This window comes from Haloferula helveola (assembly GCF_037076345.1).
In the GTDB taxonomy this organism is placed as follows: domain Bacteria; phylum Verrucomicrobiota; class Verrucomicrobiia; order Verrucomicrobiales; family Akkermansiaceae; genus Haloferula; species Haloferula helveola.
Genome location: NZ_AP024702.1, coordinates 3,870,354 through 3,888,726, shown reverse-complemented (window position 1 = coordinate 3,888,726; position 18,373 = coordinate 3,870,354). Strand labels below are relative to the sequence as shown.

Genomic DNA, 18,373 nt, shown 5'->3' with positions numbered 1-18,373 from the left:
ATTGGGGTTTTTAAGTCAATTTTTGACCTAATAAGCGTTCATACCCGCACACTCCGATCCTTTGTGGCAAGCCCTCAGTCTATTTTCAGCAGAATTTTGCAGAAAACATGCGAATCATTACTGATTGCACCCATTTGTGTCAGGATCGTTCAATCGGATCCTTCGCTGGTCCGGCGTCTGCCTCCGAATCCCCCGGATTTCCAAATTCTTTGACCGCCTCGGGCCCTTCCCCTAAAGCGGCCCCGCACAATTCCGCGCCCCTACCGACCATGTCCAAGGCTCCCACGATCATTTATACCAAAACCGACGAAGCTCCGGCCCTCGCAACCTACTCGCTGTTGCCCATCATCCGGAAATTCACCGCTTCTTCGGGCATTTCGATCGAACTCAGCGACATCTCGCTCGCGGGCCGCATCCTCTCCCAGTTTCCTGAATTCCTCGGAGAGGATCAGAAGGTCGCCGACGCCCTCGCCGAGCTCGGTGAAATGACGCAGGAGCCGGAAACCAACATCATCAAGCTGCCGAACATCAGCGCCTCGATCCCGCAGCTCACCGCAGCGATCAAGGAGCTGCAGGCGCAGGGCTTCCCGCTCCCGGAATACCCGGCAGATCCGAAGACCGACGCCGAGAAGGACATCAAGGCGCGCTATGACAAGGTCAAGGGCAGCGCCGTGAACCCGGTGCTGCGCGAGGGCAACTCGGACCGTCGCGCACCGAAGGCGGTCAAGGAATACGCCCGCGCCAACCCGCACTCGATGGGTGCGTGGTCGTCGGACTCGAAGACCCGCGTCGCGACCATGGACACCAACGATTTCGCCTCGAGCGAGAAGTCGGTAACCCTCGAGGCGCCGACCACCGCCCGCATCGAGCTGCAGACCGCTTCCGGCGAAACGATCGTGCTCAAGGACGGCCTCAAGCTCCTCGAAGGTGAGGTGCTCGATGCGACCTGCATGAACCGCAACGCCCTGGTCGACTTCCTCGGCAAGCAGATCGAGGCGGCCAAGGAAGAAGGGATCCTCTTCTCGCTGCACATGAAGGCCACCATGATGAAGGTCTCCGACCCGATCATCTTCGGCCACTGCGTGCGCGTGTTCTTCAAGGACCTCGTCGCCAAGCACGCCGACGCGCTGGTCGCTGCAGGCGTCGACTTCAACAACGGCCTTGGCGACCTGATCGCCAAGCTCGACCAGATGCCCGAGGAAACGCGCGAGGCAATCAAGGCCGACCTCGCCGCCGCGCTCGAGGCCGGACCGGACCTCGCGATGGTCAACTCCGACAAGGGCATCACCGGCCTACACGTGCCGAGCGACATCATCATCGACGCCTCGATGCCCGCGATGATCCGCGACTCGGGCAAGATGTGGGACAAGAACGGCGAGCGCCAGGACGCGCTGGCCGTCATCCCCGACAGCTCCTACGCCGGCGTCTATCAGGCGACCATTGACTTCTGCAAGAAGCATGGCGCCTTCGACCCGACCACCATGGGCAGCGTGCCGAACGTCGGCCTGATGGCGAAGAAGGCTGAAGAATACGGCTCCCACGACAAGACCTTCGAGATCCCCGCCGCCGGCGTGGTGAAGGTGATCGATGCCGACGGCAACGTGCTGCTTGAGCACGGCGTCGAGGAAAAGGACATCTGGCGCGCCTGCCAGACCAAGGACGAGTCGATCCGTGACTGGGTGAAGCTCGCCGTCAACCGCGCCCGCGCCACCGGCACGCCCGCCGTTTTCTGGCTCGATGAGAACCGCGCGCACGACGCACAGCTCATCGCCAAGGTCGGCCAGTATCTCGGCGAGCACGACACCGACGGCCTTGAGATCCACATCATGTCGCCGGTCGAGGCGACCGAGTTCTCGCTCGAGCGGATCAAGGACGGACAGGACACCATTTCGGTCACCGGCAACGTGCTGCGCGACTACCTCACCGACCTCTTCCCGATCCTCGAACTCGGCACTTCCGCCAAGATGCTCTCGATCGTTCCCCTGATGAAGGGCGGCGGCCTGTTCGAAACCGGCGCCGGCGGATCGGCTCCGAAGCACGTCCAGCAGTTCACCGCCGAAAACTACCTGCGCTGGGATTCGCTCGGCGAGTTCCTCGCGCTTGCCGTCTCGCTTGAGCACCTCTCCGAGACCTTCGGCAATGCCAAGGCCAAGGTGCTGGCGGAGACGCTCGACTCGGCCACGGGTGAGTTCCTCAAGAACGACAAGTCGCCGACGCGCCGCTTGGGCGGCATCGACAACCGCGGTTCCCACTTCTACCTCGCGCTCTACTGGGCGCAGGCGCTGGCCGCCCAGGCCGCTGATCCGGATCTCAAGACCGAGTTCGCCCCGATCGCGGACGCGCTCGCCGAGAACGAGGCGAAGATCGTCGAGGAACTGATCGCCGTGCAGGGCAGCCCCGCCGACATCGGCGGCTACTACCAGCCCGACGACGCCAAGGCCGAAGCCGCCATGCGCCCGAGCGCCACGCTCAACGGCATCATTGGGTAGGAGTGGCGCTCTGCGAGCGCCGTATCCATGGGCTGGCGGTCGCTGACCACCAGGCGGACCGCGCGAGCCCACTCGCGCCCCGTCGCTCCGGCAGATGCGCGAGTGGGCTCGCGCGGTCCTCTGGTGCCTGAAGCGGAGGCCCACCCCGGCGAAAGATCGGCCCGGCTGCTCACGAACTATCCCGCGTGAAAGCTCTCGCGATCCTCTTCGCCGTCTCCCTCCCCTGCTTCGCCGCGGAGTCCCCGAACATCCTGCTGCTCTTCGCCGACGACCTTGGCCGCTACGCCTCGGCCTACGCGGATCCCGAGAAGCCTTCGCCGAACGACATCGTCAGCACCCCGGCCTTCGACACGATCGCCAAGGAAGGCGCACTCTTCGACAACGCCTTCGTTTCGGTCCCGTCCTGCACCCCCTGTCGCGGTTCGCTCTACACGGGTCGGCATTTCTTCCGCAACGCGTCGGCCTCGCAACTCCACAACCGTTGGCAGAAGGGCGCACCCAACCCGTTCGACAAGATCGTCGGAATGCCGGCCACCCTCGGCAAGAACGGCTACCACATCGGCTGGAGCCACAAGTGGCACATCCCCGAGCGCCTGATCGGCGGCAAGCAGAACCAGTACAGCAAGGCCGGCAACCGCATCAGCACCTACTCGCAGAACGTCACCAAGAACCCCGGCTCCAAGGAGGCGATCCTCGAAGCGGTGCGTTCGAACTTCCAGGACTTCCTCAAGGACCGCGAGGAAGGCCAGCCGTTCTTCTACTCGTTCAATCCGACCAACACCCACCGAACCTGGGTGCAGGGATCCGGCAAAAAGCTCTGGGGTCTCGATCCCGACAAACTGAAGGGCAAATTGCCGCCATTCCTCCCCGACACCGAGATCGTGCGTGAGGATTTCGCCGACTACCTCGGCGAAGCGATGGCCTTCGACGCCGCCTGCGGAGTCATCATCGAAGAACTGAAGAAGACCGGCGAATACGCGAACACGATCATCTGCATCTCCGGCGACCACGGCGCGCCGGGCTTCCCGCGCGGCAAGTGCAACGTTCATGACTTCGGCTCCCGCGTGCTGCTCGCGATGAGTTGGCCCGGACGCATCGTCGCCGGTCGCGAGGTCAAGGTGCCGGTCTCGCTGATCGACCTCGCACCGACCTTCCTCGCCGCGGCCGATACCGAGTCGCCGGACGATCCGAACGGCCAGAACATGCTCCCCGCGCTGTTCAAGGGTGGCACCGACAAGGATCTCCGCGGTTGGGCATTGATCGGTCGCGAGGTCCATGTCGGTGGCGCCAGGGACGGCTTCCTCCCCTACCCGGTCCGCTCCATCCGCACGCCCGACTTCCTCTACGTGAGGAACTTCAAGCCCGACCGCTGGCCGATGGGTGACCCGAAGGCCGCCGCCGATGGCGCCAAACCGGACTACGACGAACTGGTCCGCGACACCCGGGCCGCCTATGCCGACATCGACGCCTCACCGACCAAGGCATGGATGGTTCACCATCAGGATGACGAGGAGGTGGCTCCGCTGCTCTCCTACGCTTGGGAAAAGCGGCCGGCGGAGGAGCTCTACGACCTGAAGAAGGATCCGTTCCAGATGAAGAATCTGGCGAAGGACCCGACCTACGCCGCGGCCCTGTCGGAGCTCAAGAACCAGCTCATGAACGAGTTGGTCGAGAACAAGGACCCGCGTCTCGACGACGCCTTCGACCGTCCACCCTACCTCGACAAGACCCGGAAGTAAGCGCTCGTCCGCGAACTCCTTCATTGCCGCCCAGCCCCGCGCTTTTCATGATGGGCGGCAATGAAACCAACGGCCCTCCGCCGCCTCCTCGATGAGATCGGAACCGTCGATGCCGTGGGCGTCGAGGAACGGGTCGCGAAATACGCGACGCGATCGATCAAGAAGCAGTCGAAGGTCTTCGGCCTCAAGCTCGCGGCGTCGATGGTCGACCTCACGACCCTCGAGGGAAACGATACGCCCGGAAAGGTCGCGTCGCTTTGTCAAAAGGCGCTGCACCCCCACTCCGAGGGCGACGTCCCGCAGGTCGCCGCGGTCTGCGTTTACCCGTCGATGGTCAGGCATGCCGGCCGCCACGTGAAGGGAACTCCGGTCCGCATCGCCAGCGTTGCGACCGCCTTTCCCTCCGGCCAGGCACCGCTCAAGACCCGGCTCGCCGAAGTCCTTCAGGCGGTCGCCGACGGCGCCGACGAGATCGACATGGTGATCAACCGGGGCGCGTTCCTGTCGGGCGAGTTCGGCCGGATGCAAGATGAAATCGCGGCGGTCGTCGAGGCCTGTGGCGATGCGACCCTCAAGGTCATCCTCGAGACCTCCGAACTCGAAACCTACGACAACATCCGAGCCGCATCCTTCCTCTCGATGCGCGTGATCCGGCCGGGGGACTTCATCAAGACCAGCACCGGCAAGACCTCGGCGAATGCCACGCTCGGCAACAATCAGGTGATGCTCGACGCCATCCGCGATCACTACCTCGAAACCGGAACCGAGATCGCGATGAAGCCCGCCGGCGGCATCCGCACCGCGAAGCAGGCATTGCAGTTCCTCATCGCGGTGAAGGAGACCCTTGGCGACGCCTGGCTCAACAACCGCCGCTACCGCTTCGGTGCCTCGTCCCTCCTCAACGACCTCATCCGCCAACTCGAAACCCAACGGACCGGAGCCTATCAGGCCCCGTGGACCTTCACCGAAAACGCCGGGGGGTATTAAGTTCCAAGTCACAATTTCCAAAGTCCAACCAACCTTGGCGCCCTTGGCGTCTTGGCGGTTCATCCCTTAGACATGCCAGCAAGAAAGTCAGCCCGCTCGAAGACCCAGGCCCGCGAACTCCTGTTCGGTGACCTCTGGGAATTCGACCCCGCCCCCGAGTCGGCGCCTGCCCACATCGACGACCGCTACCGGCTCTTCATCAACGGCAAGCACGTTGCGCCGAAGTCGCGGACGTATTTCGACTCAATCTCACCCCGTGACGGCAAGAAGCTCACCGAGATCCCGATGGCGAACGCCGCCGATGTCGATGCCGCCTACACCGCCGCGACGAAGGCATTCCGCTCCTGGTCAAAGCTCCCGGGTGCGGAGCGTGGCAAGTATCTGTTCCGCATCGCCCGGCTGTTGCAGGACCGCTCGCGAGAGTTCGCCGTGGCCGAGACGCTCGATGGCGGCAAGCCGATCAAGGAATCGCGCGACTTCGACCTGCCGATGGCCGCCGCGCATTTCTTCTACCACGCCGGCTGGGCCGACAAGCTGCAGTATGCCGCACCCGGCCGCACGCTCGCGCCGCTCGGGGTGATCGGTCAGGTCATCCCGTGGAATTTCCCGCTGCTGATGCTCGCGTGGAAAATCGCCCCGGCGCTGGCTACGGGAAACACCGTGGTGATCAAGCCGGCCGAGACGACCTCGGTCACCGCGCTCAAGTTCGCCACCATCCTCGAGCAAGCCGGCTTGCCTCCGGGAGTCGTCAACATCGTCACCGGCGCCGGTGAAACCGGGGCGGCGGTGGTCAACCACCCGACGGCTGCCAAGATCGCGTTCACTGGTTCCACGGAAGTCGGCAAGATCATCCAACGCTCGCTCGCCGGGACCGGCAAGAAGCTCACCCTCGAACTCGGCGGCAAGGCGGCGAACATCGTTTTCGACGACGCCCCGCTCGACCAAGCGGTCGAGGGCATCATCAACGGCATCTTCTTCAACCAGGGCCACGTCTGCTGCGCCGGGTCCCGACTGCTCGTCCAAGAGGGCGTCGAAAAGGAACTGGTCACCCGCCTCAAGCGCCGGCTTGCCACCCTTCGTGTCGGTGACCCGATGGACAAAAACACTGATATCGGTGCGATCAACTCCGCCGAGCAGCTGGCGCGGATCAAGGAGCTCGTCCGGAGCGGTGTCGACGAGGGCGCGACCATCCACCAGCCGTCCTGCAAGCTTCCGCACAACGGCTTCTACTTCGCCCCGACCCTGTTCACCGGAGTCGCGCAAAGCCATCGCATCGCCCGCGAAGAGATCTTCGGGCCGGTGCTTTCCATCCTCACCTTCCGCACGCCCGATGAGGCCATCGAGAAGGCCAACAACACCTGCTACGGCCTGAGCGCCGGTGTCTGGACCGACAAGGGCAGCAAGATCCTGAAGATGGCGTCCACCCTGAAGGCCGGCGTCGTTTGGGCCAACACCTACAACAAGTTCGACCCGTCGAGCCCGTTCGGCGGCTACAAGGAGTCCGGCTTCGGCCGCGAAGGCGGCAAACACGGACTCCTCGACTACACCAAACTCACATGATCTCTCACGGTGCGCGGACTTCAGTCCGCCCTCTCCAAGAATGCGGACTGAAGTCCGCGCACCATTCAAAATCTCGATGCTGAAAATCACCAAGACCCCGAAATGCTACGTCGGTGGCGCGTTCATCCGCTCCGAGTCCGGCCGCGTCTACGAGATGCGCAGTAGCTCCGGCGAGTTCATCGCCAATATCCCGCTCTGCTCGCGCAAGGATCTGCGCAATGCCGTCGAAGCCGCGGCCAAGGCCGGCCCGGGATGGGCGAAGCGCTCACCCTACAATCGCGCACAGATCCTCTACCGGATGGCCGAGATGCTGGAGTCGCGGGCGGACGAGATGGCCGCGGCCACGAGCGAAGAGGAAACCCGCGCCACGATCGACCGGATCGTCCACTACGCCGGATGGGCCGACAAATACGAGCAGGTGCTCGGCAGCGTGAACCCGGTGGCGAGCTCCCACTTCAACTTCACCGTCACCGAACCGGTCGGCATCGTCGGCCTCCTCGCTCCCGAGGAAGCACCGCTCCTCGCGCTGATGTCGCTGGTGCTTCCGGCCATCGTCTCGGGCAACGCCGTCGTGGCGCTGGCCTCGAAGTCCGCGCCTTATCCGAGCATCCTTCTCGGGGAGATGCTCGCCGTCTCCGACCTGCCGGGCGGCGTGGTGAACCTCCTCACCGGCGACCGCGCCGAGCTGATCCCGACTTTCGCCACCCACGAGCACCTCCGGGCCGTGGCAGCCACTGCCACCGGGAAAGACGCTACGGAGTTGCAGCAGGGCGCGGCGGAATCCGTCAAGCGGGTCATTCTCCACCGCCCGGACACCGACTGGTTCTCCGGCGACCTCGATTCGCCCTACGCCATCCGCGATTTCACCGAAGCCAAGACAGTTTGGCACCCGATCGGCGCTTAGCCCCGCGTATCATGGACGACTACTCACGCCGCGATTTCATCCGCACCAGCCTGCCGGGTTTCTTGGGGCTGACGATGGCGCTGCCCGCGATCACCGCCTTCGCGACACGGGCGAACGCGTTCCAAGGGCGCGTAGCCGAGGACGCACCCATCCACTGGGACGCCTTCCTCGAGGCGATCGCCAAGGAGGCGGCCCGCCAGCACCTCGATGACTGGAACGAGCAATCCTACGTCGAGCGGGCCGCCGCGATCGCGCTGCGCCTCGACCTGAAGTCGCCCGAACTCGCGCAGGCTTTCGAGGACGCGAAGCAGGGCATCGGCAACAAGCGCGTCGACTTCGACAAGCTCGAAAAGCAGCAGGATTTCGAGATCTCCTTCGTGCAGTTCGAGAAGGGCGAACAGATCCGTCACCACGACCATCCGGGCATGACCGGAGTGCTGCTTTGCGCCACCGGCACCATCGATGTCTGGAACTACGATGAGCTCGACGAGAAAGCGGGCGAGGGAAGCCTGTTGCTCAAGCAAACCGCCAAGGCGGAATTGACCAAGGCCAACGTGTCCACCCTGACTTCCAAGGAGCGGAACATTCATCGCCTCCAGGCCCGTAGCCTGACCCAACTGGTCGACATTTTCGCGCCGCCCTACAACAAGGAGCGGGTCCAGAAGAGCCGTTGGTTCGATGTCGACACCGAGCCCTACAAGGGCCGGGACGGATGCTTCGAGGCGAAGGCCAGCTGAAAGGCCACCTCCCGAGGTAACCTCGGCACCGGCTGATGCGTACCCCCGTCGATGCGGCGAATGCCCGCAATTACCTCAAGACAGTTTCCAAATCCCGGTGTTTCTTTCGACCATGCGCGCTCTGCTTTTCCTCATCCTCGCCCCCGCCTGCTTCGGCCAGGCCCACATTTTCGACCAGATCGACACCAATCGCGACGGCAAGGTCACCCCTGCCGAGCTTCCTGAACAGGCGCGCCCTTTCATGGCTCTGGTCGATGCGAACGGCGACGGGAATCTGTCGAAGCAGGAGTTCGAACGGATCGCCGCGGTCGTGCGCCAGCTCCAAGGCCCCGCGGCAGGAGTGGAGACGGACGAGCGAAACATCGATTACGTTGGCGACGGGCACGAGCGGCAGAGGCTGGATCTCTACTTTCCGGAAAAGCGTCCGGCCGAACCTCTCCCGGTCGTGGTCTACATCCACGGCGGCGCGTGGACCATGGGTAACAAGAGGGAAGGCCAGCGATACGCCGAGGCGATCACCGGCACCGGTGAGTTCGCGGTGGCCTCGATCAATTACCGGCTCGTGCAGGATGCCTTGTGGCCGGCTCAGATCCACGACTGCAAGGCTGCGATCCGTTTCCTCCGGGCGAACGCTGAGAAGTATGGAATCGACCCCGACCGCATCGCCGTGATGGGCAGTTCGGCCGGCGGCCACCTCGCCGCCCTGCTCGGCACCAGCAACGGCGAGAAGGATCTCGAGGGCGAACTGGGGGAATTCGTCGAAACCAGCAGCAAGGTGCAGGCGGTGGTGAACTTCTTCGGCCCGACCGACTTCGAAACCTTCTACGGGGAAGGCGCCGACATCGTCGAAATGAGTCGGAAAAACGGTGCCATCAAATTGCTCGGCATGGAAGAGGACGAGATCCGCAAGAACGCCCGGCTCGCCTCACCGGTCCACTGGGTGGGCCGAGAAGACGCCCCGTTTCTCACCGCCCACGGCACCAGCGACCGCCTGGTGCCCTTCAGTCAGGCGGAACAACTCGACGCCGCGCTCGACAAGGCCGAAGTCGAGAGTCACCTGATCGCGATGAAGGGAGCAGGCCACGGATTCCAGAGCGCCGAACTCAACCGGCGCATCAAGACCTTCCTCGACCTCCACCTGCGCGACGTCCCCGGGGAAATCTCCAACGAACCGATCCGGGTGCGCTAGGATCTGTTCACGAATTGCGTGCGATGATGAATGCCGCTACCAGATAGACCGCAGAGAAAAAGGTCTGAGAAAGCTTGTCGTAGCGCGTGGCAATGCGTCGGAAGTGTTTGATCTTGTTGAAGAACCGTTCGACCCGGTTTCGGCGGCGGTAGCGATTCCGGTCATACCGGATGACGCCTGCCCTTGAGTTGATCGGCGGGATCACCGCTTCAATGCCCTCGAAGTTCAGGCGCTCGCGGATGCGATTGGCGTCGTAACCCTTGTCGAGCATGGCTGCTTCCAGAACGTTCTCCGGCTGGAGGCTTTCGAAGAGTGTCTCGAACTGCCTGCCATCATGGGCCTGGCCAGGGGTAAGATGCAGCGCCACGCTACAGTTCTCATCAATGGTTGCTGCGTGAATCTTGGTGCTCAATCCCCCTCGAGAGCGTCCGAGAGCCTGATCGGAAGAGTTTTTTTTGGCGCTCCGGCCGCATGCTGATGAGCTCGGACTGTGGTGGAGTCCATCATCAGTTCACGAGCTCCGGCAAAGTGCCCGCCTTGCATTTCCTGCCAAAGGCGCTTCCACACACCACGCTCCTGCCACCGCCGGAAACGCATGTAGACGGCATGCCAATAGCCCAGTTCAGGAGGTAGATCGCGCCACGGGCAACCTGTCCGGTTCAGATAAAGAACCGCCTCCATGAATTCGCGATCACTCATGGCCGGTGGAGCTCCCGCACGCGAATGCTTCGCCTTGGTCAGAGCACTTTCAATCTGCTCCCAAATCTCGTCGGTGATCATGCTTCGAGGATGTCCAGCTGGCATCCGAAGCTTGAAACAAACGCTTCAGGAAAAGTACAGATTTAATTCGTGAACAGATCCTAGGGCTTGAGCGGCATCAGTTCGATCTTCCGGAACCACACCGGCTGGCCTTCCGCCTGCAGCGCGATGTGGCCGAAAGAAAGCTGCAACGGTGCGCCTGCTTTCAGAAGCGGCTCGGCGGACTCGACGCCGTTCTTGGGATCCAGCTGAGGGCGCTGGTAGCGGAGCACTTCCATGCCGTTGACCCGGTGGATGACCTCGTCATTGCCGCGGACCTCGATCTCGACCGCCACCCACTCGTCGGCGGCAAAGGTCGGAGCGGTTGACTCGACGATATGCTGGGTCACCAGCTTGCCATCGATCTCAAGATTGGTTCCGGGAGTGCAGACGTTTCCGGTCGACCGCTTTCCTTTTCCCTCGTCGGCGAGGAACTGGAACTCGAGGCTCACGGGAAACGCCTGATCGAGGCGCATGCTGAGCGGTGACTGCGAGTGGATCATGAACCCGCTGTTGAGATTCACGTAGTGCGGCGCGTCGGCCATCATCTTGCCCTCGAAGCGATACTCCATCCGCAGCTTGTAGTGCGAGTAGGCGAGGTTGCTGTAGAGGTGCCCGTAATGGCCGTCGAACTTCGGGTAGTCGGTGTAGCTGACCTTGAGGATGCCGTCCTCGACCCGGAAGGTGTTGAAGGGGTTTTCACCACAGGGATGTTTGGTGAACTTGGGCGTCCAGCCGCTGAGGTCCTTGCCGTTGAAGAGCGGGATCCATGATTCCTCCGCGGAAGAACGGGCACAAACAACCAAGGCGGCGAACGCAACGATTCGGGCAGCAGCTTTCACGGGGTCCTTCTAGTCCGCAGTCGGACCCCGTCCAAGCCCCCGTTGTGACTCGATCGGTGGCGGAGTTTGGAGTTTGGAGTTTGGAGCTTGGGGCTTGGGGCTTGGGGCTTTGGAACTTCGACTGCCGCCATCCCAAGCCCGGCCCCGGCAACCTCCCCAGTCCCGAAGGGACGTCGGCAGTTAGCCACGGGGTTCACCCCGTGGAACTCGGCCGTCAGAGAATTCGAGCCCCGGAGGGGCGTAGGCGGTGCCGGACTCACCTGCGCGTCATGCTTCGCCTGCGCCCCTCCGGGGCTCCGATCGTTCGCTTCATGCCTACCACGGGGTAAACCCCGTGGCTAACCGCCGACGCCCCTTCGGCGCTAATCATGTAGACGGCTTCTCTGGGTCCGTCCCGTGTCTGTAGGGCTGCGGGACTGACTTTTCCGGGATCCTGTGGCTCCCGATGCCTACTCGCCGCCCGCGGTGATCAGGTAGTACGGACAGGCCGGCCGGAACCCGAACTTCCTCGCTCCCTTGTTGCTTGCAACAACCCGCCCATCCCGATCGAGGGCGTGAACCGTCAGCGACTCGGCATCCGCGCGCCTCAACCCAGCCTCGCCCGACAGCTCGCGGACCAACCACGGATCCTTGCCGATCGAAACGATCCGCTTGCGACCATCGGACGTCGGCTCGGTGCGGAACCCCGTCGCCTTCTCCTCACTCATCACCTGCAGCAAAACCTTTCCCGACTCCGCCAGCGGCTTCCCGTCCATCGAGACCGCGACGATCGCACCCAATTCCATGGTCGACCGAACCGCGAGCGCCGGCAGGGAAAAGGTCCCCTCGATCGCGCCGACAACCCCTTGGGCACCTTCAGCCCGCACCGTCAGGAGCCCCCTCGCGTAATCCAGTTCCAGCTCACCACCCCGGACCACATCGGACGGACCGATCCGGCCCATCCCGGCATCCTTGGTGCTCGGACCGTCCCCGATCTCCAATCGGACGCGCCCCATGAAGTGGGCCAGCGGATCGATCCCCCTCCGGGGCATCCCATCATCCTCCGGCACATCGGACTTCCTCAGCTCGTCCAGGTTCGCCGCGTGCGCGATCGGACTCCCCTTCAGCGCGACCGCATCGTCGACCGAAAGCCGGTAGTCGGCGATCACCGGGCCTTCCCGGACCAAGCTCTCCCGGAAGAGCACGGCCGCCGCCGGAAACTGCCCCACCTGGGTCGGCGTCATCAGCGTCCACGGCTGCATGAAGAATCCGGGCTTCACCGCCCAGTCGGACGAATCGAGCGCGAAGTGCACAACCGCATCGCTGCCCTGCAACGCGCCATAGCAGGCGAACAACCACGGCGCCTCGACCCGGTAGCGGTTCGGCCGGTTGTAGGTGGTTTCGGAGATCATCGACGGCATCCCATTGTATTCCGGGTCGATCACCGGGTTGGAGAACAACTTGGGACCCGACGGCTTCTCGGGATCGAAGCGCAAACCACTGCGATCGCCGTAGATGTGTCCGTCGCGGATCGACCACGCGGCATTGTCGCCCGAGTGCATGCAGCCGAAGTAGCCGTGCCGATCGATGAAATCGCCGACCGTGTAGCTGTACTTTTCCAGCGGCCCGAGAAACACCGGATCGGCCGTGTGCCAGTTCGAGGCGGTCACCAGCCCCTTGAAGCCGGTCCCGCGCAGCCACTCCACGGTTTCCCCGTAGTATCCGCGCTGGCTCGACATCAGGAACTCGACGGTGTCGCGATCCCGCGGCTTGCGCTCGTTGACGATGTTCCACAACGGCCGGAACCCGAGGCGTCCGTCTCCGTCGCGCGGGTGCTTCATTCCGCCCCATGCCTCGATCGCCTTCGCGACCGAACCATGCTTCGCAACCGCCCAGTCCCCGAACTGCTTCTCAAACTTCCGGAGTTGCGGATCCGGGATGTTCCTGTCGGCAAAGGTCCAGAAGAACAGCGAATCCTCGTTGACCAACTCGATCCCGAACACCGCCGGTTCATCCAGCAGGCCGTCCAGGGCAGCCTTCAGCCACTGGCGATGCAACTCCTGAAAGTCCGGCTCGAAGTAGAGCAGTGCGAACGGGTGCTTGTTGCCGTCGTAGCCCTCCCGCCAACCCGGTCCCGGCTTCGGTTTCATCCACAACGGGAAGTAGATCGACAGGTGCGAGTAGATGCCCTCCTTCTTCATTGCCGCGACCACCTCGCGGATGTGCTCGGTCTTCGCCCGATCCAGTTCACCGGTCGATTCGTTGAAAACCTTGCCGTGCAGGCGCACCATGTTCACGCCCTTCGAGGCGAGCATCCGCGCACACTTCGCCAGATCCTCCCCGTGCAGATCGTGGGGCGGACCATTGACCGCCCAGAAGCGGACCTTCTCCCCCGTCTTGCGAAAAACGAAGTCCGGTCCCTTGGCCACGACCCCGCCCTTCTCGCCTGCGTACTTCTCGTTCAGGAACCGCAGGTCGATCATCGACCCGCCTTTCGCCGAAGGATCTCCCAGCCACGGCACCCAGCCCTCGTTTTCCTTCGCCAGCTTCTCCCGTTGACGCGCGATCTGGTCCGGCTTGAGAATCCCCATCGGTTTGAAATCCGGCGGTGCGAGCACGAAGCAGTCAATCGCGCCATGGTGCGAGTTCTTGCTGGTGAACCGGAACTCGAGCCGGTGCTTGCCACCCTCCAATTTGAAACTCCCGACCTCCGACCAAGCGAGGAAGCGCAAGTCCGGTTTGCCGTCGGCCGCGATGTTCGTGTTGCCGGTCTGACCCCGCTTGAAATCGACCTCGATCTCCTTGCCGCCATCGACACTGAGACTCATCCGGCTCTGCACGGGATTCGCACGGATCCAGAGCAAGTAGTCACCCGCCTCGGGCACCGCGACTTCGTAGCGCACGCGTCCTTCTTTCTCGTTCGAGAAATGCGACACGAACTCGCCACCCGACAACTCGCCCTTCTTGACCTGCCCGTGATACCACGGGTGTTTGAGGACGTCGGCCTGCGCTGCCGACTCGCCTTCGACCCAGATCGGCTCCGGCTGGGCAACGAGCGGAATCAACGAAACGAGAGCAAGCGACAGCACGCTCGCGGTCCACTCTCTCCGCTCCCTACTCATTCCCGTATTCATAAGCTCCCGCATCGATCGATTTGCCAACCACCCTCGTCTTTCCTTCCGCGTCCAGCCCGGGAGGATCGTCACCCGGACCAGCGTCGATGGCCGGGCTTCCCTTGCGCAGGCGGAAGTTGAATTCCGCCGCATTGACGAAGAAGCGATCCAACTCGCCGAGCTTCAGGTTGTGCTCGGAGCGGTTGCCCTCGGAGATCCGAAAGTCCGCACCGAGATTGTCGCGAACCACGCAACCACTCGATGCCGTGCCCTTCTTGTGCTTCCCGATCTGGATCCACGGCGGACCGGGTCGACCGCTCTTTGAATCGACCACTGTGTTGTTTCGGATCACGCAGTTCTTCGCGCCAAGCAGGGTGATGCCGTGCCAGTGATCGACCACCACCACATTGTTCTCGATCACCCAGTCCTCGAAGAATCCGTCGAAACATCCGATTCCCTGCAGTGTCCCGCGGAACGGCTGATCCGGATCGGTGAAGTTGATGAAGACATTCCCGTTGAGGACGATCCCCTTCACCACACCCGTCCCGACGCCCTTCGGTCCGACACTCCATGACTGGAACCCGTCGTCATGGTTGTCGTTCACGTCGTAGCAATTGCGCACGGTGTTGTATTGAAACACGCCGCCGTCGCCGAGGCCGCGAAGCCCGTCCCCCGCGAAGTTCTCGACCAAATTCCGGTCCACCAACGCGTCCTTCCCGGTGACGCTGATCCCGAAGTTGATGTTCCGCACCCGATTGTTGCGGATTACACACTCGTTGGCCGAGACCTGGATGCCGTTGCACGGCTTCTCGTTCCAGTCTGCCTTCGACCATCCGCTGACGTCCTCGACCGAAAAGATCCCGCAGTCCTCCACGGTGACTTCACGGCTTCCTCCGAAGCGCTTGTCGTTGGCGATATCGACGAGCACCTCACGCCGATACTCCGGAGCCGCGCTCGGCGTCACCGTGAGGCCCTTGAATACCCATTTCGAAACACCGGCCAACCGGATCTTCCCAAGCGTCGGGACCGCTCCTTCGGCCGCCATGATCGTGATCGGTTCCTCATTGTGTCCTCCGGCCATCTCGAACCGGCCATGGTAGCCGGTGTGGAGCACGATCGTGTCACCCGGCCCGACCAGGCCCTCCGGATTGCGTTCGGTCCAACCGCTGCCGCTGCTACCCGGCACCCGGGTGCGGACCTGCCCGGCCTTCAACACTTCCTCCAAAGTTCGCCATGGTTTCGCTTCCGACCCGTCATTTCCAATACTCCCGCGGGCCGGGTCGACATGGAAGACCTTGGCATTCACCATCGAAAGCATCCCAAGCCCGGCAGTGCAAATCGCGACCGCGGCCGCTAACGAAATCCTTGCGCGCATCCTTTCCCCTACGGCCGCGACCATGACCGACATTTCGGGAATCCGACCTGAAGCGGATTCTCCAACCTCCGGTCATTGACCCCAACCGTCCAAAGCGCAACTCTAGCCATACCATGCATCTCCGTCGTCTGATCCTTCTCACTTCCGCCGCGCTCGCCTTTCCGCTGCACGCCGCCGAAAGCTGGCCGCAGTTCCGCGGACCGACCGGTCAGGGAGTCGCCGAAGGAGACGCACCAACGAAGTGGAGTCCCGACTCCGGCGTCGAGTGGAAGACCGAGATCCCGGGTGACGGCTGGTCGTCGCCGGTCATCGACAGCGGCAAGCTCGTCATCACGACCTCCGAGACCGAGAACGGCCGGATGGTGCTCAAAGCCCGCGCCTATGAGACCGAGACGGGCAAGCCGGCATGGGAACGGAAGCTTTTCGAGCCGACCGACGACGAAATCGCCGCGCGTCACGCCAAGAACAGCTTCGCAAGTTCGACGCCGGCCATCGCCGACGGGGTCGTCTACATCCACTTCGGCCACATGGGGACTGCCGCGCTCGACCTCGATGACGGCAAGGTGCTCTGGCAGCGGAAGATTTCGTACAAGCCGATGCACGGCAACGGCAGCTCGGTCGTCCTTCACGGCGACCTGATGATCGTCAACGCCGACGCCGAGGAAAACCCGGCCATTTACGCGCTCAACCGCAAGGACGGCTCGACCGCTTGGAAAACGCCGAGGGTCGCCGACGTCAAGCGGACCTTCTCTTTCTCCACCCCGACGGTCATCGAGAACGGAGGGCGCACCGAGATCATCAGCCCCGGCAGCGGCATGGTCGGTGCCTATGCGCCGAAGGACGGCAAACTATTGTGGAAGGCGACCTACGACGAAGGCTTCTCTCTGATCCCGAGACCGATCGTCGCCGGCGGGAGCGTGTATGTCGCCACCGGCTTCATGAAGCCCGAACTTCTCGCGATCCGGCTGGCCGGCGCGGACGGGGATGTCACCAAGTCGCATGTCGAGTGGCACGTGAAAAAACGCATCCCGAAGACTCCGTCGCTGATCCACTACAAGTCCCGTATCATCGCGCTCGATGACACCGGCTTCGTGACCGGATTCGACTGGAAGACCGGCAAGGAAGCTTGGATGAAGAAGCTCATCGGCAATTTCTCGTCATCGCCCCTGCTCTGCGGCGACACGCTCTACTGCCTCACCGAAGACGGCGTCGCGTACGTGCTCGAGGTCTCGGAGGAAGGAGCCGAAATCATTTCCGAGATCGACATGGGCGACCGCCTGTTCGCCTCGCCTGCCCTGCTCGATGGCGCCCTCTACCTGCGTTCCGAGAAAGCCCTGTGGAAAATCACCGGGACCTGAGCGGCATCAGTCGTCCTCGATGTGATACACCTCGAGGTGTGCGGCAATCAGGTAGTTCAGGACGTCCGCCTGTTCCGCCGACGTGAGCTGCGCATTGCGCGCCATGTGGGGAATGATGCCGCGCCAGTACTCCGGATCGATGCTGCCCGGCAGCACCCGCTCGTGGCACCGGTTGCAATTCTCGATGTAAAGCTCGCGGCCGTGCGCCAGCTTCGCCGGGTCGACGTCCGTTCTCTTGGCCATCGACGGCGTCACTTCGGGAATCGGGTCTCCGGCACAACCGGCGAGGGCGAGGGCAGCAAGGGGGAGCAGAAGGCGCTTCATCGTTTCATCCTGTGCAACTTTCCCCCGCTTCGCCAATCGCGAATCGTGACGGCAGCGCCCCGGGCATTGCCCCCAAGAGCCATCGTGTGAAAAGGTGGGTCGGATGAAGCTCGCCCGACTCCTGCCGAAACTCACGGGGCTCCTGCTGCTCCCGTGTTCGGCGCAGCTTCCTGACATCAGTTCGGTCGCTACCGACCTGCAGGTGCCCGAAACGGTGACCGGCTCGCCCTCCCCTGGCAAACGCGTCATCCAATCGCACCCGGACTACCGGGAAACCAGCGTGCGTCACACGCTATACCTACCGGAGAACTGGACGGAAGAGCGCTCCCACCCGGTCATCGTCGAGTTCACCGGTAACGGCCCCTTCAGCAACGCCATCGGCGACCGTTGCACGGGCAAGGTGGAGGATGCGTCGTTCGGATACGGCCTGAGTGCCGGGCGCGACTATCTGTGGGTCGTGCTGCCCTTCGTGGATGGATCCGGGAAGGCGAACACGAGCCGCTGGTGGGGCACCGCTCCCGAGTATTCTCCGGAGCCGACCGTGACCTATGCCAAGAAATGCATCCCGTGGATTTGCAAAACCTATCAGGGCGATGCGGATCGGGTGATCTTGGTCGGCTTCTCACGGGGCGCGATCGCCTGCAACTTTATCGGGCTCCACGACGACGAAATCGCCAGGCTCTGGCGCGCGTTCATTCCCTACTCGCACTACGACGGTGTTCGTCAGTGGCCTTACCCCGGATCAGACAAGGACTCGGCCATCACGCGCCTGAAGCGGCTCGGCGAGCGACCCCAATTCATCATTTCGGAAGCGGGGTCCGACGAAACACGGCGCTACATCGAATCGACCGGAGTCGAAGGCTCCTTCACCTTCGGATCAACCGGGTTCCGGAATCACAATGACGCGTGGATCCTCCGCCCTTCCCCGGCAAGGAAACGCCTGCGCACCTGGCTCGCCGAGGTTTGCAGCCCATGAGGC

General features: G+C 63.1%; 13 protein-coding genes and 1 pseudogene. 9 read left to right on the top strand and 5 right to left on the bottom strand.

Annotation, left to right across the window (positions count from 1 at the left end):
- The first annotated feature begins 269 nt into the window (after positions 1-269).
- From HAHE_RS14605 to HAHE_RS14575, 7 genes are all read left to right on the top strand, one after another.
- Positions 270-2,489: an NADP-dependent isocitrate dehydrogenase gene (locus HAHE_RS14605; protein ID WP_338685437.1), complete on the top strand. Its 2,220-nt coding sequence runs from the start codon at positions 270-272 to the stop codon at positions 2,487-2,489.
- A 185-nt stretch (positions 2,490-2,674) separates the two neighbouring features.
- Positions 2,675-4,228: a sulfatase gene (locus tag HAHE_RS14600; protein ID WP_338685436.1), complete on the top strand. Its 1,554-nt coding sequence runs from the start codon at positions 2,675-2,677 to the stop codon at positions 4,226-4,228.
- Between the two features lie 60 nt (positions 4,229-4,288).
- Positions 4,289-5,215, top strand: a complete 927-nt coding sequence (gene deoC / locus HAHE_RS14595) for a deoxyribose-phosphate aldolase (RefSeq protein ID WP_338685434.1) — start codon at positions 4,289-4,291, stop codon at positions 5,213-5,215.
- 72 nt (positions 5,216-5,287) lie between these two features.
- Positions 5,288-6,775 (top strand): aldehyde dehydrogenase family protein, encoded by a 1,488-nt coding sequence (locus HAHE_RS14590; protein ID WP_338685432.1) that lies wholly within the window; start codon positions 5,288-5,290, stop codon positions 6,773-6,775.
- A gap of 76 nt (positions 6,776-6,851) precedes the next feature.
- Positions 6,852-7,679 carry an aldehyde dehydrogenase family protein gene (locus HAHE_RS14585; protein ID WP_338685431.1) on the top strand — a complete coding sequence of 276 codons (828 nt, stop codon included), beginning with the start codon at positions 6,852-6,854 and terminating at the stop codon, positions 7,677-7,679.
- An 11-nt stretch (positions 7,680-7,690) separates the two neighbouring features.
- On the top strand, positions 7,691-8,416 hold the full coding sequence (locus tag HAHE_RS14580; RefSeq protein ID WP_338685430.1) for a hypothetical protein: 726 nt from the start codon (positions 7,691-7,693) through the stop codon (positions 8,414-8,416).
- 112 nt (positions 8,417-8,528) lie between these two features.
- On the top strand, positions 8,529-9,605 hold the full coding sequence (locus HAHE_RS14575; protein ID WP_338685428.1) for an alpha/beta hydrolase fold domain-containing protein: 1,077 nt from the start codon (positions 8,529-8,531) through the stop codon (positions 9,603-9,605).
- 10 nt (positions 9,606-9,615) lie between these two features.
- Here HAHE_RS14575 and HAHE_RS14570 read toward each other — a convergent pair.
- The 4 genes and pseudogenes from HAHE_RS14570 to HAHE_RS14555 all read right to left on the bottom strand — a co-directional run.
- Positions 9,616-10,425: pseudogene (locus HAHE_RS14570) on the bottom strand (IS5 family transposase); the annotation flags it as partial.
- Positions 10,426-10,465: 40 nt separating this feature from the next.
- Positions 10,466-11,245: a DUF1080 domain-containing protein gene (locus HAHE_RS14565; RefSeq protein WP_338685426.1), complete on the bottom strand. Its 780-nt coding sequence runs from the start codon at positions 11,243-11,245 to the stop codon at positions 10,466-10,468.
- 449 nt (positions 11,246-11,694) lie between these two features.
- Positions 11,695-14,346, bottom strand: coding sequence for a hypothetical protein (locus HAHE_RS14560; RefSeq protein WP_338685425.1), 2,652 nt, complete (start codon positions 14,344-14,346; stop codon positions 11,695-11,697).
- On the bottom strand, positions 14,339-15,655 hold the full coding sequence (locus HAHE_RS14555; protein ID WP_338685424.1) for a choice-of-anchor Q domain-containing protein: 1,317 nt from the start codon (positions 15,653-15,655) through the stop codon (positions 14,339-14,341). Before HAHE_RS14555 ends, HAHE_RS14560 begins: the two co-directional genes overlap by 8 nt.
- Before the next feature lie 170 nt (positions 15,656-15,825).
- Here HAHE_RS14555 and HAHE_RS14550 point away from each other — a divergent pair, with 170 nt between their 5' ends.
- Positions 15,826-17,070 (top strand): PQQ-binding-like beta-propeller repeat protein, encoded by a 1,245-nt coding sequence (locus HAHE_RS14550; protein WP_338685423.1) that lies wholly within the window; start codon positions 15,826-15,828, stop codon positions 17,068-17,070.
- 6 nt (positions 17,071-17,076) lie between these two features.
- Here HAHE_RS14550 and HAHE_RS14545 read toward each other — a convergent pair whose 3' ends face one another.
- The gene (locus HAHE_RS14545) at positions 17,077-17,394 is read right to left on the bottom strand and encodes a hypothetical protein (protein WP_338685422.1); all 318 of its coding nucleotides are present in this window, start codon (positions 17,392-17,394) and stop codon (positions 17,077-17,079) included.
- 103 nt (positions 17,395-17,497) lie between these two features.
- Between HAHE_RS14545 and HAHE_RS14540 the strand changes: the two genes are divergently transcribed.
- Complete coding sequence (locus tag HAHE_RS14540; protein ID WP_338685421.1) at positions 17,498-18,370, top strand: hypothetical protein; 873 nt, start codon at positions 17,498-17,500, stop codon at positions 18,368-18,370.
- Positions 18,371-18,373 lie beyond the last annotated feature (3 nt).

Excerpts from the sequence above, each read along its gene's own strand:
- HAHE_RS14605 (WP_338685437.1), top strand. The coding sequence starts at position 270 with ATGTCCAAGGCTCCCACGATCATTTATACCAAAACCGACGAAGCTCCG.
- deoC (WP_338685434.1), top strand. The coding sequence starts at position 4,289 with ATGAAACCAACGGCCCTCCGCCGCCTCCTCGATGAGATCGGAACCGTC.
- HAHE_RS14590 (WP_338685432.1), top strand. The coding sequence starts at position 5,288 with ATGCCAGCAAGAAAGTCAGCCCGCTCGAAGACCCAGGCCCGCGAACTC.
- HAHE_RS14585 (WP_338685431.1), top strand. The coding sequence starts at position 6,852 with ATGCTGAAAATCACCAAGACCCCGAAATGCTACGTCGGTGGCGCGTTC.
- HAHE_RS14580 (WP_338685430.1), top strand. The coding sequence starts at position 7,691 with ATGGACGACTACTCACGCCGCGATTTCATCCGCACCAGCCTGCCGGGT.
- HAHE_RS14575 (WP_338685428.1), top strand. The coding sequence starts at position 8,529 with ATGCGCGCTCTGCTTTTCCTCATCCTCGCCCCCGCCTGCTTCGGCCAG.
- HAHE_RS14560 (WP_338685425.1), bottom strand. The coding sequence starts at position 14,346 with ATGAGTAGGGAGCGGAGAGAGTGGACCGCGAGCGTGCTGTCGCTTGCT.
- HAHE_RS14555 (WP_338685424.1), bottom strand. The coding sequence starts at position 15,655 with ATGCTTTCGATGGTGAATGCCAAGGTCTTCCATGTCGACCCGGCCCGC.
- HAHE_RS14550 (WP_338685423.1), top strand. The coding sequence starts at position 15,826 with ATGCATCTCCGTCGTCTGATCCTTCTCACTTCCGCCGCGCTCGCCTTT.
- HAHE_RS14545 (WP_338685422.1), bottom strand. The coding sequence starts at position 17,394 with ATGAAGCGCCTTCTGCTCCCCCTTGCTGCCCTCGCCCTCGCCGGTTGT.
- HAHE_RS14540 (WP_338685421.1), top strand. The coding sequence starts at position 17,498 with ATGAAGCTCGCCCGACTCCTGCCGAAACTCACGGGGCTCCTGCTGCTC.